The following is a 15,368-nucleotide window of genomic DNA, read 5'->3' as shown; positions in this document are numbered from 1 at the left end:
AGGGGGCTAGCCGAGGCGGCGGTCCAGATCCCCGATCCGCTCGGTCAGCAGTGCAAACAGCGCCTTGGCCTGAACGTCGCGGATGAAGGTCGCGTTCGGCACCCGGCCGCTGACCCGCCACCAGTCGGCCACGGTCATGCCCAGCGTGTATTCGCCCTGGGTCTCGATCTCGACATTGATGTAACGGCCGGTAAAGAGTTCGGGCCTTAGCAGCCAGGCGATGGTGCAGGGATCATGCAGCGGAGCGCCCTGGCTGCCGTATTTCTCGCGGTCGTAGCGTTCGAAGAAATCGGTCCAACTGGCGACGGCCTGACCGATGCGGCCCATGGCGCGCATGCCTTCGACCCATGCCCGGCTGGTCAGGGCGCGGTGCGTCACGTCCAGCGGCATCACCGTCAGCGGCGCACCGCTGGCAAAGACAAGCTTGGCCGCCTCGGGATCGACGTAGATGTTGAACTCGGCGGTCGGGGTGATGTTGCCGACCTCGAAATAGGCGCCGCCCATCAGCACGATTTCCTGCACCCGCGAAATGATGTCGGGCGCGCGGTGAAAGGCCGTGGCGATATTGGTCAGCGGGCCGATGGGGACCAGCGTGACGCTGCCGGGTTTCTCGCGGCGCAGGGTCTCGATCAGGAAATCCACGGCATGTTCGGGGGCAAGGGGCATGACCGGATCGGGCAGGGTGACGCCGTCAAGCCCGGTTTTGCCGTGGACATGCTCTGCCGTGACCAGCTTGCGCTGCAAGGGCGTGTCGCAGCCGGCATGAACCGGCAGGTCCGGTCTGCCGGCCAGTTCGCAGATCATCCGGGCGTTGCGTTGGGTATGGTGCAGAGGCACGTTGCCGGCGACGGTGCTGAGGCCCAGCACCTCCAGCTCGGGGCTGGCCAGTGCCAGCAGGATGGCGACGGCGTCGTCCTGACCGGGATCGGTGTCGATAATGATCTTGCGCGCCATGGGCCCCTCTGCCATCCGTTTCGGGAAAGGGAAGCCCGGCCGGGTGCGGGATGCAAGCCCCTAGTCGCCGGCCGGCCGCAGGTGGGTGATGCCCGTCGCCGCGGCACGGGCCAGTGCCGGGTCCAGCGACATGACCACATATTCGCCGCGCCGCCACAGCTCGGCCATGTCGTCGTAATGGCGCGAGAGGGGATGGCCCGACTGCCCGGTCGAGATGATGAAGACCGAACTGTCGGGATCGGCAAGGTCATAGACTCCGCGATAGGCGGCACCGGTGACATTCAGCCATGGATTACGGCCATGGCCGAGGAAACCGGCATGAGCCACCGTCGCCTCGCCGCCAGACGTCGGCTGGATAAGGTTCACGATATAAGAGATGCCGCGCATGTCCCCCAGCGCCGGGTGGACGTGGCGTGCGCGGTGCAGGTCGCCCCAGCGCCAACTGGCCAGATCTGGTCCAAAGCGTGCGACCAGATCCAGCAGTGCCGCATCCAATGCCTGTCGGGCGATCTGGGTGCAGGTTTCGACCGGTGCGGATTGGCGGATGTCGCACCAGGCCGAGGCACCGTTCCGGTTGCGGAACACGCCTTCGATGAAATCGGGGAACAGTTCGGTCAGTTCGTCGGCAAGCGGGCCGAGATCGTCGCGCACCAGCCGGTCCTGCAAGGCCCGCATCCAGGCGGCATAGATCAGCGGCTCGGGCAGGTGCTCGCTCATCGCGCCGTCCCAGTTGGCCAGTAGCGCCAGCGCATCCTGCCGCAGCCGCTCGGGCGTGCCCCGCGCGGCGGGCTCGCCGGTGAACCACAGCTCGGCACCGACCAGCGGCAGCAAGGCGCGGGCAATAGGACTGACGATATCGTTCTGAGCGGCGATGAAGCTGTCGCGCGAATGCACCTCGCGCGTGTCGATCAGGTGACGCAGCCGGGCCTGCCTATAGGCGTCGCCCCAGTCGTGGCCAAGCCCCGCAGAGCCCGGTGGCGCAGCACCGGTCGCGGCGACGATGCCGCTTTCAGGATGAAGTTCGGTCAGCCCGGCGGGGGCGGGGTTCAGGCCCTGCCAGCGGTTTTGCGCAAGCCATCCGGGGGTGGGCATACGACCCGCCGTCTGGTGCTCGGCAAGGCGATGCGGCACCGCGCCGGCCATTACCTGCCCCACGCCCCCGGAATCGGCCAGAGTCACCGTCATGGCGGGGGCGATCATGTCTTGCAGCACCCGGGCACCCGACCGGCGGTTCTGCGCCTGCATCAGCCCGATCAGGGCCGTCATGCTGCGATCATTGCCATAGCCCCCGGTCCAGGACAGCGCTGCGACATGACCGGCCGGGACGATGGTGGCAAGGTTCAGGTGTCCGGCGGGAATGACGGGGCCGTTCTCGGTCTCGCGCAGGGTGATGGTCTGCGGCTCGGCGCCGCGGACGCGCAGGATCTCGCGTCGGGTGGCGAACTCGGTCCAGCCATTTACGCCGCGATAGCGGTTGGGATCGCCGGGCTGGACCTCTTCGATGTAAAGATCCTGATCGTCGATCTGGGCCGGGGTGATGCCCCAGGCAAGGCTGGTGTTGCGCCCTGAAAGCACCGCAGGAATGCCGGGAATAGTGCCGCCGATCACCCCGCCCGAGCCAAGCTCGATCCGGGCCAGATACCAAAGGCCGGGGGCAGTCAGCGCGAACTGCGGATCATTAGCAAGCAACGCCCCGCCCGCCGCCGTGCGCCTGGCTGCGGCGGCAAAGCCGTTGGCCGAAGCCCCGGCCGAGGGCGCCAGATAGCCTGCGAGCACCGAGGTCCAATCCTGCGGTCCCGCGCCCCGGTCCGATGCGGTAAAGCGGGCGCCGGGGAAAAGCCCGGCATAGGCGGGCAGGGGCGGTTCGCCACGCATGGCGACCAGTTCGTGCCCGCGTTCGGGGGCGGCAAGCGACAGCCGCGCCCGCAGCACCTCGCGGCGCATCTGCACGCTGGACGAGGCCGCCAGCAGCTTCAGAATCGCCAGTGAATCCGCAGGTTCCCAATAAGAGATATCCTCGGGGTAAAGAAAGAATTCCGGCGCCCCGCGCCCGCGTGCGCCCAGGTTGATCTGCTCGATCCAGGCGTTCACCCCGTCGGCATAGGCTTGCAGCGCATCCAGCACTTGCGCGTCCTGCGCCTCGATCGAGGCGCGGGCATTGCGGTAAAGGCCCATCCTGCGCGCCAGATCGTCGGCGGGAAGCGCACCCGCGCCATAGATCTCGGCCAGGCGGCCTTGGGCGGCGCGGCGCAGCACGGTCATCTGGAACAGGCGGTCCTGTGCATGGGCAAGCCCCAGGGCAAAGAACACGTCGTGATCGGTCTCGCCGAAGATATGCGGCACGTCCTCGGTCGTGCGCACGATTTCGACCGGGGCCGAGATACCGCGCACGGTATAGCTGCCGTCGTAATCGGGCAGCGAGCGGATGGCGAAATACCAGGCCAGCGCGACCAATGCGACGGCCAAAAAGATCAGCCCGACCGTCAGACGCACAAGCCAGCGGAAAAGTGTCACCATGTAACGCCGCGATCCCCAGCTTGGGCGCAGAGCTTGACCCCCGCGCCGGGTGATGAAATTCATCGGGGTGAATAGGGCAGGGCGCGGGCCGGATCAACGCGCCTTATCGTTACAATGAGGAGAATCTGATGGCGCGAGTGGCTTTTCTGGGACTTGGGGTGATGGGCTTTCCGATGGCTGGCCATCTTGCCGCCGCCGGACACGAGGTCGCTGTCTGGAACCGCACCGCCGCCAAGGCCGAGGCCTGGGTCGGCCAGCACAAGGGTCGCGCCGCCGCCACCGCGCGCGAAGCGGCCGAGGGGGCAGAGTTCGTCATGGCCTGTGTCGGCAATGACGATGACCTGCGGCAGGTCTGCAGGGGTGAGACTGGCGCCTTTGCCGGCATGGCCAAGGGTGCGATCTTTGTCGATCACACCACGGTCTCGGCCGCTGTCACGCGCGAACTGTCGGCACTGGCCGGCGAATCCGGGCTGGGTTTTGTAGATGCGCCGGTGTCGGGCGGACAAGCCGGGGCCGAGAACGGCCAGCTTTCCGTCATGTGCGGCGGTGATGCTCAGGACTATGCCCGGGCCGAGCCGGTGATTGCCGCCTATGCCAAGATCTGCAGGCTCATGGGGTCCTCCGGCGCGGGGCAACTGACCAAGATGTGCAACCAGATCGCCATTGCCGGGCTGGTGCAGGGCCTGTCGGAATCGCTGCACTTTGCCGAAAAGGCCGGTCTGTCCATTGCCGAGGTGGTCGAGGTCATCAGCCAGGGTGCCGCCGGCAGTTGGCAAATGCAGAACCGTCATCAAACCATGGCCGAGAATCGCTTTGACTTCGGCTTTGCGGTGGACTGGATGCGCAAGGATCTGGGCATCTGCCTTGCCACTGCGGATGAGACTGGCGCCAGCCTGCCGGTGACGGCGCTGGTCGATCAGTTCTATAAAGAGGTGCAGGTGATGGGCGGCGGGCGCTGGGACACCTCGTCTCTGATCGCGAGACTGCGCCGGTAACGCAACCGCTTGCCAAAGACGCCGGGATCGCGTTATCAGCCGGTTCGGGGGCGGTTGGCTCAGTCGGTAGAGCGCTTCGTTTACATCGGGCGCGTTGACCGAGAAGCCCTCGCAAAGTAAAGGGAAAAACATGGCTTGTTCCCAATTCTGCAAGCCGTGTTCCCAATTGGGGCGGTAGCTCAGCGGTAGAGCGACACGTTTACACCGTGTTGGTCGGGGGTTCGATCCCCTCCCGCCCCACCAAAATTTGCTTGGCATTCGCCAAGAAGATCCTCCGATTCTGACACAGTTTCTACCCTCGCAGACGCAAACTTTTCGTGTCGTTGTCTCGGTGCGGAGCTGGGGGGATCGAACCTCGCGAATGCGGTATGTCCCGCTTCTTCGCTTGTGCGGCATCCGTCTCGGACCTTTGCGGCCTGTCGGCGCTGCGGCGCGGTTTTGCAGAAAGTTGCCATTCAAACATGGCGCAGCGAAGTCCCCTTCGATGTAGAAAGCCATCAGGGACCAAGCGGACGTCTGGCCTGCCTGCCAAACCCGACACTATCTTTCCGAAGGATTTTCCGGGAACGCCAGGCCGACATGCCACTGTTGCAAACCTGTCCTAGACGATGCTGGTGATTGTCCTGAGGTAACACCATGACCGCTCGCCTGCTTTCTGCCGCGTCCGTCTTCGCCCTGCTTGCCAGCCCCGCCATTTCCGATAGCTTCAACCGCATCGCATCCTTTCCGGTCATCGCCAATATGGCCGATGGTGAGGACGAGGCGCGCGAATCCTCAGCAGAGATCATCTCGGTTTCGGAAGACGGCAATACGCTGATCTATACCGACCGCCCGCTAGGCGGGGTGGGTCTGATCGACATCAGTGATGCGAAGGCGCCAAAACCCCTCGGAAACATCGACCTCCATGGAGAGCCGACCACCGCGCATATCATCGCAGGCAAGGCTTTCGTCGGCGTGAATACTTCGGAAAGCTACACCAATCCGTCAGGCCGGCTTGCAGTGATCGACATCGCGACGGCGAAGGAGGTGGCCTCCTGTGATCTGGGCGGTCAGCCGGACTCGGTGGCGGTGTCCCCCGATGGCAGCTTCCTTGCGGTAGCGATCGAGAATGAGCGTGACGAGGAGGCTGGCGATGGCGGCATCCCACAGATGCCTGCGGGCTATGTGGTGAAACTGCCGCTGGCAAATGGCGAGGCCGATTGCGCGAAGCTGCAAAAGATCGACGTGACTGGCCTTGCCGCTGTCGGCAGCGAGGATCCGGAGCCGGAATTCGTCGATATCAACGAGGCTGGCGAGATCGTCGTCACTCTGCAGGAAAACAACCATATCGCGGTAATCGGCGCCGATGGCGCGGTTGCCTCGCATTTCTCTGCCGGTGAGGTGGTGCTCGAGAATGTCGACACCCAAACCGATGGCAAGCTCGATTTCACCGCCACGACCGACACGAACCCGCGCGAGCCCGATGCCGTGAAATGGATCGATGCCGATCATTTCGCCACCTCGAACGAAGGCGACTGGAAGGGTGGCTCGCACGGCTTCACCATCTGGAAGAAAGACGGCACCGTGGTCTATGATTCCGGCAATACGTTGGAACATGCGATCATCGAGATCGGCCATTACCCCGAGAAACGCTCGAAAGCCAAAGGCGTCGAGATCGAGGGCATGGAATTCGCCCGCTTCGGCGATGTGCCCTATCTCTTCGTGCTGTCCGAGCGCGGCTCGGTCGTCGCGGTCTATGATGTGACCGACCTCTCGGCGCCGAAGCTGACTCAGATCCTGCCTTCGGGCATCTCGCCCGAAGGGGCCGTCGCGATCCCGTCGCGCAACCTGCTGGCGACAGCGAATGAGGCCGATCTTGGCGAAGACGGCGCGGCGCGCGCCCATGTCATGATCTATGAGCTTTCGGATGCCACCCCAACCTATCCGCTGCTGACCTCGGCCGGTGCCGACAAGCTGATCGGCTGGGGCGCGCTCGGCGCGCTGGCCTCGGTCGAAGGCACTGAGGGCCGTGTTTTTGCGGCTTCGGACAGCGTCTATGCCGCGATGCCCTCGATCTATGAGATCGATATCACCCAGACCCCGGCGAAAATCATTAACCAAACCATTGTGACCCGTGGCGGCCAGCCAGCGCAGAAACTGGACATCGAAGGGCTGACCTCCGATGGCGAGGGCGGTTTCTGGCTCGCCAATGAGGGCGACGCCCAGAAACTGGTGCCGCATGCGATCCTGCATGTGAATGCAAAGGGCGAGATTAAGGAAGAGATCTCGTTGCCGGTCGAGTTGCTGGCGCATCAAACCCGCTTCGGTGCCGAGGGCATCGCGAAGGTTGGCGATACCCTCTGGGTCGCGATGCAACGCGAATGGGGTGATGATCCGAAAGGTCAGGTGAAACTCCTCGCCTATAACCTCGAAGACAAGGAATGGGGCGCGGTGGCCTATCCGCTGGACCCGAAGGGCGAAGGCTGGATGGGGATTTCCGAGCTGACAGTGCATGGCGACCACGCCTATGTCATCGAGCGCGACAATCTGATCGGCGACAAGGCGGCGGTGAAGAAGATCTTCCGCGTAAAGCTTGACGATCTGAAGCCGGTCAAGCTTAGCGAGGCGCTACCAGTGGTGGTGAAGGAAGAGGTCCGCGACCTGATCCCCGAACTGAAATCGCTGACCAATGGCTATGCCGTCGACAAGGTCGAGGGCCTTGCCTTTGATCACGAGGGCACTGCCTGGATCGTAACCGACAACGATGGCGTCGATGACAGTTCGGGCGAGACGTTGTTCTGGAATGCCGGCAAGCTCTGAACGGGCGAACTGACAGAATGGGCCGGGCCGCATGATTGCGGCCTGGCTTCTGCTATCCCTCAGTGTGTAAAGAGCTGGCGGATCCGATTCCCGTCCTTACGGCCCTTCAGCGGGCTGCTCACTGCGGGACGCTCGAGCGGTCGCTATTCCAGGATTGCTGCGCATGCCATACTGCGCCTCCGTCGGGCGACTTCACAGGCATGCTTGATCGCCTCTCAAACCGCAGCCTGAGTAAAGCCGATAACTCCTTTCCATCATAACGCTGTAACGTGCCGCCCAGCCGCGTGAGGCAAGGCTCTATTCTTGATCGTTGTCGTTCTCGACTTCACCGATCATCGCGGTAAGGTTCGTGTCCAAGGCATCGGCTAATGCCTTCATCGTGCTGAGGCTGGGCTGGTGCTTCCCACTCTCAAGTAACGACACATAGCGCATGCTCAACCCTGCCCGAAACGCGAGTTCCTCCTGCGAGAGGTTCATGTCCTTGCGATGCCTGCGCAGTACCCGCGCATAGGCCCTGAGAAAGGTGTCGGGGTCGGTATCCATCCCCGCGCACAAGCAAGACTTATCCTGCTTGCTCTATGAAGTATTCTGCGAAAAGGCAGATTCTAGGAAGTATTTTATGATTGGGAGCACTTCGCGATGGGTGGAAGACAGATGGGGAATAGCCCTGCCGTGGTAATTTTTCTTCGATCAGCCTTGGCTGGTGCCATGGCTGCCTCCTTGGTTGAGACGGGGTTTGCGCAGACCTATAACGCAACCTTTGGAGAACTCGCGAAGGTTCACTGCCAGGAGGTTCCCGAGCGTGCGGAACAGATCTACCGGGCCAAAGCCTCCGGAGTGCTCAAAGCTGAAGTTCGAGCTATACACGAAAAATTCTTCGAAAAAGTTGAAGATGAGAATGAGAAGGCAATCTGCACTTCTGATGGTGGTCGTGGGATTATGGCTGACGGATCGTGTCTGGAGTTCCACGGCAGAATCCCATTCCCTTCGGCAGCGGCTGGGTCAGACCTACCGGCGGGAGTGTCAGGAAATGCTGTACGAGTTCTTGGTGGAGCAGGCTGGATAGACTTCCCATACCTGAACCATGATAAAGTCCTTTGCCCGAGGCTCCGACCGTCTCGGGTGTCTTCATAGACACCGCCAGGAAAGCCTTGGGGCATCTCTTGGGGCACTTAGGGTCTGCCCTTCCAAGGACAGCGACAGTGGATAGGTAGTCCTAGGGTCTGCTAAGCTGATGACAGCACAGGTAAAAACCTAGATCGGCGACGATAACATCGCTTGCTATCAACGAATTAGGTGAATTGGCTGGGGCGGTAGGATTCGAACCTACGGTACACGGTACCAAAAACCGTTGCCTTACCACTTGGCCACGCCCCAACTTGTGGGGGCGTATCTAGCCAAGGCGGCGGGGGGGTGCAAGGGGGAAAAAAGGAAAAATCTTGTGGGTTCCCTCCAAGAGTTTTATGCGCCGCGCATGGAACAGGTGGACACAGTCATTCTTGGTGCCGGGGCGGCCGGGCTTTTCTGCGCAGGCTCGATTTTGCAGCATGCGCGAGACCGGTCGGAGAGGATCATCGTCCTGGATCACGCGAGGGCGCCGGGTGAAAAGATCCGCATCTCGGGCGGGGGGCGGTGCAATTTCACCAATCTCGCAACCGGGCTGGATCGCTTTGTTTCGGGTAACCCGCGCTTTGCGGCCTCGGCTCTGGCGGGGTTTTCTCCGGCGGATTTCGTCGCCATGGTCGATCGGGCCGGTATTGCCTGGCACGAGAAAACGCTGGGTCAGCTATTCTGTGATGGCAGCGCCCGGCAGATTATCGACATGCTGTTGCACCGGATGCGCGGGGCCGAGTTGCGGATGGGGACGGCCGTCGAAAAGGTTGAGCTGGCGGAGCAAGGATTCCGGGTCACTAGCTCTGGCGGCCCGATTATGGCGCGCCGGGTGGTGGTGGCCACGGGTGGCAAGTCGATCCCCAAAATGGGTGCGACCGGGATCGGCTATGATATCGCTACGCGCTTTGGGCTTGCGCTGGTCGAACCAAAGGCCGGGTTGGTGCCGTTGACCTTTGCCCAGCAGGATCTGGACCTTTGCCGCCCACTTGCCGGATTGTCCGTAGCTGCCGAGGTCAGCCATGGTGCCGGGCGGCGGCGCAACAGGTTTCGCGACGGGCTGCTGTTTACCCACCGCGGTCTGTCCGGGCCGGCGATCCTGCAGATTTCAAGCTTCTGGCAGCCAGGAGAAGAAATCGCCGTCGATCTGGTGCCAGAGGTGGATGTCGCGGCGGGGCTGCGGGATATCCGCGGGCAGGGCGGGCGTGTTGCTGTCGCCTCGGCTCTGTCGCGCTGGCTGCCCGCCCGGCTGGCCGAGGCGATCGTTGCCGAGACGGGGTTATGCGGGGTGCGGCTCGCCGATCAGGGGAATGTCGCGCTTGACGGGCTGGGCGGACGGGTCAACCGTTGGATGCTGCGCCCCGTGGGAACAGAGGGCTGGCGCACGGCAGAGGTCACGGTGGGTGGTGTTGATACGCGCGCGCTCGATTCCCGGACCATGCAGGTGAAATCCGTTCCCGGACTTTACTTTATCGGCGAGGTGGTCGACGTGACCGGCTGGCTTGGTGGTTATAATTTCCAGTGGGCCTGGGCTTCGGCCCATGCGGCGGCACGGGCCATCGCCGACGACTGATCAGCCCATTACCGGATCGGCCTTCGCCAAAGCGTCGAAACGCATGAGCGAGGAGATCAGCGCCGGCATCCGATCCAGATGGATCATGTTCGGCCCGTCGGAGGGTGCGTTGTCGGGGTCCTGATGCGTTTCGATAAAGACGCCCGCCACGCCGATAGCCACGGCTGCCCGCGCCATGACCGGGGCGAATTCGCGCTGTCCGCCCGATGAACCGCCCTGTCCGCCCGGCTGCTGCACGGAGTGGGTTGCGTCCATGATGACCGGCCAGCCGGTCCGCGCCATGATCGGCAGGCTGCGCATGTCCGTGACCAGCGTATTGTAGCCAAAACTGACGCCGCGCTCGGTCAGCAGGATGCGTTCATTTCCGGTCGACGCGACCTTTTCGGCGACGTTGTCCATGTCCCAGGGGGCCAGGAACTGACCTTTTTTGATGTTCACAGCGGCTGGGGTCTGGCCCGCGGCCAGCAGCAGATCGGTCTGACGGGACAGAAAGGCGGGGATCTGGATCACATCCACGACCGAACCCGCCAGACGCGCCTGTTCGATGTCGTGCACGTCAGTCAGAATCGGGCAGCCAAAGCGGCGGCGCACCTCTTCCAGCATGCGCAGCCCTTCGTCGATGCCAATTCCGCGCCGCCCCTTCAGCGAGGTTCGGTTGGCTTTGTCATAGCTGGCCTTGAAAACGAAGCCCGCCCCGGCCTGTTCACAGGCCTTGGCGACGGTTTCAGCGATCATCAGCGCGTGGTCGAGGGTTTCAAGCTGACAAGGGCCGGCGATCAATGCCAAGGGCCGATCATTGCCGAAGGTGACGTTGCCGATCTGGACGTGTTTCATGAGGATACCTGTTCGCGCAGGATCGAGGCCGTCAGTGAGAGCATCAGATAGATGCCGGAAAACACCAGGAAAGCCACGACAGTGCTTTGGAAAGCCTTGGGATAGGTCGGTTCGTCGGGGGGCACCGGCGCAACCGACAGCGAAAGATAGCGGACCTGCTTGTTGGCCTCGATCCGCGCCGTTTCCATCTGTGCGGCGGCATTGGCCAGCAACTCCTGCCGCGTCTGCAGGTCGGATTCGGCGATGCGGATCTCGCCCGAGATGGCCGCCAGAGATCCGCGGATATTATTGCCCTCGGTCAACTGGCTGCGGGTCTGGGCCAGCATTTCCTCTAGCCGGCTGATATCGCCTTCGACCCCGGCGACGCGGCTTTGGTTCGGCTGGGCATTGGACAGCAATTGGCCCAGTTCCAGCTTCTTTTCCGACAACTGCCGCTCAAGATCGGCGATATGGCCCATGATGACACCGCCTTCGGCCGCCGGGTCGAGCACGCCCAGTTTCTGCTGCAACTCTTGCACGCGGCGCTGCGCCAGAAGTACCTTTTCCTCGGCGTCCTGATAGCTTTCGATCGAGCCCTTCATCTGGTCCTCGCGCAGGCGGGCCGTCATCTGATCCACCTGACCTTCGGCATATTCGATCAGCGCCATCGAGAATTCCTGGCTAAGCTTGGGATCGGGGGCGATGACCTCCATATTGATCACGCCCTCAGTCGGATCGTAGCCGATCTTCACCGAATTCCGATACAGCTTATAGGCTTGCTCGTTCGTCGCTTCCGGCCCCAGACGCAGGACCTGATCGATGGCAGGGTCCTGGAAGGCGCGCTTGAAGCCCAGATCGCGGTCCAGCCGCAGCATCGCATCGCGCGAGGTCAGGTAACTTTGCACCGACACCGAATCGGTATTGGCTGCCATGGGAGAGCCGCCGAACAGCCCACCCGCGCCGCCCGAGCCGGACTGTTCGGCCTGCTGAATCTGAAACTGCGAGACCGTCGCGTAAAGCGGGGTGGCAATGTGAAAATAATACCAGCCCGCGATCAGTGTCGGCAGGCCGACAAAGACCGCCAGCCGGACCAGCAGCATCGTCAGTTTCCGGCGACGGCGGCGGGCAATGTCTTGCTGGATGCGGATGATCTCGGCCGCCCGGCGGTCCTCGGTCAGCGTCTCGCGAGAGGGGAGCTGCGTCGTGCCCGGCGGCAGCGGCACGATTTCTGTTCCCGGACCGCGGCGTGCGGGGCTTGTCTGGCGTGTCGGCACCGGCATGTTTGCACCGGCTTGGACTTGGGCGCGGGCGCCTTCCTCGGACAGGATCCGGCCGACTGAGTCGCGATGGAACGGGTCGATGCCGCGGTCGCGCAACAGGATCACCGCTTCATGATCGGATTCGGCCTCGATCTCGTGCATGGCGGCGATGCGGCGGGCCATGCGCAACTGACGGTCGGTCAGATTCTCGGCGCGCACGGCTGTCAGGCGCTCGGCCATAGGCGGCGTGTCCTGCGCGGGCTGGGCCGGTTCTTTTGCCGCACCGGGAAAGCGCATATCGCCGAAGCCATCCTCGCTGGTGCTGAAAAGTTGTTCGGGCGCCTGCTCGGGGGGCGTAGATACGGCCCGCCTGTGAACTTCGACCTGCACCTTTCTGGCCGCTTCGACCGCACGCGGGCCTTGGCCTACAGCCAGCACCGACTCTTCGCGGCTGATGCGATAGGCGCGCGCTTTAGGCGGTGTAGTCATAATATTGCTTTGCCTCTTCGAGGGTTTCGAACTGGTATAACTTGCCATTGCGCAGGACGGCAGCGGAATTGCAGAATTTTTCAATGGTTTGCGCCTGGTGCGACACCACGACCACGGTCGAGGACTTCAGGCGCTCGTAAAGGACCGTTCCGGCCTTGCGGTTGAATTCGGCATCCGTCGTGCTGGGCATGCCCTCATCGATCAGATAGATGTCGAACTCCAATGCCAGCATCAGCGAAAAGGTAAAGCGCGAACGCATACCGGCGCTGTAGGTGCCGACCGGCATGTCGAAATATTCTTCGATATCGGTCAGCCAGCGGCAAAATGCCTCTACATAATCCGGGTCCAGCCCATAGATGCGCGCAATGAAGCGGGCGTTTTCGTTGGCGCTGAGCGACGAGGTGATGCCCCCCATGAAACCCAGGGGAAAGGACACCCGGCAATCCGTGCGGATCGTGCCCTCATCGGGCTTTTCCAGCCCGCACATCATGTTGATGATCGTCGTCTTGCCGGTGCCGTTCGGTGCAAGAATGCCCATCGACTGCCCCGGTTCGATCCGAAACGAGGCGCGGTCGAGGATTACCTTGCGCTGGGTTCCCGTCCAGAACGATTTTGAGACATTGTCGAATTCGATCATCTGGCCGTCCTGGTCCGCGCGCCTGCGCAGGCTGGCAATGGTTACAACATACACCGTTCCCGCAGCGGCCCGAAACCCTCGTCCGCAGCAGGCCGGACAATATGTCCGGGGGTTTGGGCTGTCTACCGTGGCGATCAATAGTTGAGATATTGTGAATGCCGGCTCTTTTCCATCCCGGGCCGTGCGCCTATCTGCCACAGATGCCCGCCCCATCCAGCCTTGTCCGTGAAATCTCTGCCTGCCGGCTTTGCGCGCCGCGCTTTGCGCTGACGGCCACGCGCCATAGCCCACGTCCGGTGCCATGGTTTCAGACTGGGGCGCGTATCCTGATCGTCGGTCAGGCGCCCGGCATGCGCGTGCACGAGGCCGGGCGGCCCTTTGCCGACCGCTCGGGCGATCGCTTGCGCGACTGGATGGGGGTGCCCGAGCCCGTTTTCTACGACCGCTCGCGTATCGCCATCGTGCCGATGGCTTTTTGCTTCCCGGGCTATGACGCCAAGGGGTCGGACCTGCCGCCGCCGCCGATCTGCGCCCAAACCTGGCGCGCACGGGTCATGGCCGAATTGCAGCCGCAGGTGACGCTGCTGGTCGGCGGCCATGCGCAGCGTTGGCATCTGGGTGCCGCGGGGCGGGGCGGGGTGACGGCGACCGTCGCCGGCTGGCGCGCGCATGCGCCGCACATCTTCCCCTTGCCTCACCCGTCCTGGCGCAATACCGCGTGGTTGCGGCGCAATCCTTGGTTTCAGGCCGAACTGCTGCCGGAACTGCGCGCAACCATTGCCGCCCTGCTGAGAGAAGACGATGACTCCGCTGGATGAACTTTGCCAGGTCCCCTTTCACGATGCCGACGCCCCGGCTCGGGCCCGTATCCTGTCCCGCTTGGCCGATACCGAGCTTTTCGCCGCGCTGTTGGAAGAGCCGGCGGATGATCGCGCCGAGTTGCAGCTTTTCGACCTGCCCGAAGGACGCTTTGCACTGGCCTGCGACCGGGAAGAGCGCTTGGCCGGTTTCGTCGGTGGACCCGTTGCTTACATTGCCATGCCCGGCAGGGTGCTTGCCGGGGCGCTTGCCGACGAAGGGCGCGGCCTTCTGGTCAATCCGGGGTATGCCTCGCAATTGATGCTGGATGCAGAGGTTTTGGGTTGGCTCGTGCGTGCGCTTCAGGCGCGGCCCAGCATGGCGCCCGACGAAACCGCGCGGCGGCTGGGCGCTCCGGCGCCCGAGGCCGTGGCGTTGCTGGCCGAGCCGCTGGCGCAAAGATTGGGTGACATGATAGGTCTGGTTGGGCGGCTGGCGCTGGTGATGGCCGAATGGCACGATGGCCGCCAAGGCCATGCGCTTATTCTTGCCGGTGTCGATCCCGCACACCAAGGCGCGGTGGCCAAGGCGCTGGCCGAGTTGTTGGCGTTCCTGCCCGAACTGCCCGGAGGTGTCGATATCGGCTTTGCCGAACGGGATCTGCCGCGAGAGGCGCTGATCCTGGAACCGCCCCCGCCGCCCCCGGCCCCCGAGCCGGTGCGGCGCGATCCCTCGGCCCCGCCGCGATTGCGTTAAGGGATTGCCGCAAACAAAAACCCGCCCCAAGGGGCGGGTCTTAGAGCGATCACCTTGAATTGATTGATCGCGAGTCAGGCGCCCCAGTGGCGGATCGGGCCACAGTCCATATGGACGAAGTTCGAGCGCGAATATTTACCGACACCACCCGCGTTGCAGGCGGAAGCAGCCTTGTACATTTGCGAGACCGAGCGCGACTTGAGGCGCATGTCCGCAGCCTTGCCCACCATGTGCAACGAGTTCTTGGCCACGCCTGAAGACTGCGAACGCAACATTGCGTTGGTCTGGGGCGAGCGATAGCCCGACAGCATCATATAGGGTTCGTTGGTTTGCAGCAGCCGGTGAGAGGCTGCGGCGATATCAATCGTGCGCGGATCGATTCCGATCGCCTGGCCAGAACGCCAGTCGCGCATGAAGATATTGATTTCATTCAGGGAATCCCGGATATACTTGCCATTGACCCAGTAGACTGTGTCGATGCTTTCGCCCGTGCGCCCCGAATACATGCGAATGCGGCGAATATCGCCGGCGCCGCGCAAAAGTCCGAAGGCATTGGCCATAACCGGCGCTGCTGCCACCGTGGTCGCCGCAAAGACGCCAAGGATGCCCCGACGCGAGATAGATTCGAACGTCATGTCAGATCGCCTGTCCTGCTTCGTTTTTGTTCT

12 protein-coding genes and 2 tRNA genes are annotated in these 15,368 nt (G+C 63.0%); 6 read left to right on the top strand and 8 right to left on the bottom strand.

The genetic code is table 11. The features are described from left to right. Positions 1 to 6 precede the first annotated feature (6 nt). Together JWJ88_RS06305 and JWJ88_RS06300 are read right to left on the bottom strand one after the other, a co-directional pair. Positions 7 to 954 carry a nucleoside hydrolase gene (locus JWJ88_RS06305; RefSeq protein WP_205293269.1) on the bottom strand — a complete coding sequence of 316 codons (948 nt, stop codon included), beginning with the start codon at positions 952 to 954 and terminating at the stop codon, positions 7 to 9. A gap of 60 nt (positions 955 to 1,014) precedes the next feature. Beyond that, positions 1,015 to 3,471: a penicillin acylase family protein gene (locus JWJ88_RS06300; protein WP_205293268.1), complete on the bottom strand. Its 2,457-nt coding sequence runs from the start codon at positions 3,469 to 3,471 to the stop codon at positions 1,015 to 1,017. Positions 3,472 to 3,599: 128 nt separating this feature from the next. Here JWJ88_RS06300 and JWJ88_RS06295 point away from each other — a divergent pair, with 128 nt between their 5' ends. From JWJ88_RS06295 to JWJ88_RS06285, 3 genes are all read left to right on the top strand, one after another. Beyond that, on the top strand, positions 3,600 to 4,466 hold the full coding sequence (locus JWJ88_RS06295; protein ID WP_205293267.1) for an NAD(P)-dependent oxidoreductase: 867 nt from the start codon (positions 3,600 to 3,602) through the stop codon (positions 4,464 to 4,466). Between the two features lie 168 nt (positions 4,467 to 4,634). Beyond that, positions 4,635 to 4,709, top strand: a tRNA-Val gene (locus JWJ88_RS06290). A 393-nt stretch (positions 4,710 to 5,102) separates the two neighbouring features. Further along, on the top strand, positions 5,103 to 7,265 hold the full coding sequence (locus JWJ88_RS06285) for an esterase-like activity of phytase family protein (RefSeq protein ID WP_205293266.1): 2,163 nt from the start codon (positions 5,103 to 5,105) through the stop codon (positions 7,263 to 7,265). A gap of 297 nt (positions 7,266 to 7,562) precedes the next feature. On the opposite strand, the gene JWJ88_RS06280 is transcribed toward JWJ88_RS06285, so the two are convergent. Together JWJ88_RS06280 and JWJ88_RS06275 are read right to left on the bottom strand one after the other, a co-directional pair. Beyond that, positions 7,563 to 7,808, bottom strand: a complete 246-nt coding sequence (locus JWJ88_RS06280) for a helix-turn-helix domain-containing protein (protein ID WP_240200110.1) — start codon at positions 7,806 to 7,808, stop codon at positions 7,563 to 7,565. A 759-nt stretch (positions 7,809 to 8,567) separates the two neighbouring features. Further along, positions 8,568 to 8,642, bottom strand: a tRNA-Gln gene (locus JWJ88_RS06275). 97 nt (positions 8,643 to 8,739) lie between these two features. Between JWJ88_RS06275 and JWJ88_RS06270 the strand changes: the two genes are divergently transcribed. Beyond that, positions 8,740 to 9,948, top strand: coding sequence for a BaiN/RdsA family NAD(P)/FAD-dependent oxidoreductase (locus tag JWJ88_RS06270; protein ID WP_205295142.1), 1,209 nt, complete (start codon positions 8,740 to 8,742; stop codon positions 9,946 to 9,948). Here JWJ88_RS06270 and kdsA read toward each other — a convergent pair whose 3' ends face one another. Genes kdsA through JWJ88_RS06255 form a run of 3 tightly spaced genes read right to left on the bottom strand, consistent with a single transcriptional unit; the run spans position 9,949 to position 13,146 of the window. After that, complete coding sequence (kdsA, locus tag JWJ88_RS06265) at positions 9,949 to 10,782, bottom strand: 3-deoxy-8-phosphooctulonate synthase (RefSeq protein WP_205293264.1); 834 nt, start codon at positions 10,780 to 10,782, stop codon at positions 9,949 to 9,951. Continuing rightward, a complete protein-coding gene (locus JWJ88_RS06260; protein WP_205293263.1) occupies positions 10,779 to 12,509 on the bottom strand; it encodes a capsule biosynthesis protein in 1,731 nt (576 codons plus the stop codon). Before JWJ88_RS06260 ends, kdsA begins: the two co-directional genes overlap by 4 nt. Further along, positions 12,493 to 13,146: an ABC transporter ATP-binding protein gene (locus JWJ88_RS06255; protein WP_205293262.1), complete on the bottom strand. Its 654-nt coding sequence runs from the start codon at positions 13,144 to 13,146 to the stop codon at positions 12,493 to 12,495. Before JWJ88_RS06255 ends, JWJ88_RS06260 begins: the two co-directional genes overlap by 17 nt. Positions 13,147 to 13,301: 155 nt before the next feature. Between JWJ88_RS06255 and JWJ88_RS06250 the strand changes: the two genes are divergently transcribed. Together JWJ88_RS06250 and JWJ88_RS06245 are read left to right on the top strand one after the other, a co-directional pair. Continuing rightward, on the top strand, positions 13,302 to 13,964 hold the full coding sequence (locus JWJ88_RS06250; protein WP_205293261.1) for a uracil-DNA glycosylase family protein: 663 nt from the start codon (positions 13,302 to 13,304) through the stop codon (positions 13,962 to 13,964). After that, the gene (locus JWJ88_RS06245; protein ID WP_205293260.1) at positions 13,948 to 14,700 is read left to right on the top strand and encodes an SseB family protein; all 753 of its coding nucleotides are present in this window, start codon (positions 13,948 to 13,950) and stop codon (positions 14,698 to 14,700) included. The genes JWJ88_RS06250 and JWJ88_RS06245 overlap by 17 nt, the downstream gene beginning before the upstream one ends. Positions 14,701 to 14,774: 74 nt before the next feature. On the opposite strand, the gene JWJ88_RS06240 is transcribed toward JWJ88_RS06245, so the two are convergent. Beyond that, positions 14,775 to 15,335 (bottom strand): YcbK family protein, encoded by a 561-nt coding sequence (locus tag JWJ88_RS06240; RefSeq protein WP_205293259.1) that lies wholly within the window; start codon positions 15,333 to 15,335, stop codon positions 14,775 to 14,777. Positions 15,336 to 15,368 lie beyond the last annotated feature (33 nt).

It is taken from the genome of Paracoccus methylovorus (genome assembly GCF_016919705.1).
Lineage (GTDB): Bacteria > Pseudomonadota > Alphaproteobacteria > Rhodobacterales > Rhodobacteraceae > Paracoccus > Paracoccus methylovorus.
This window is presented reverse-complemented; position numbering and strand designations above follow the sequence as displayed.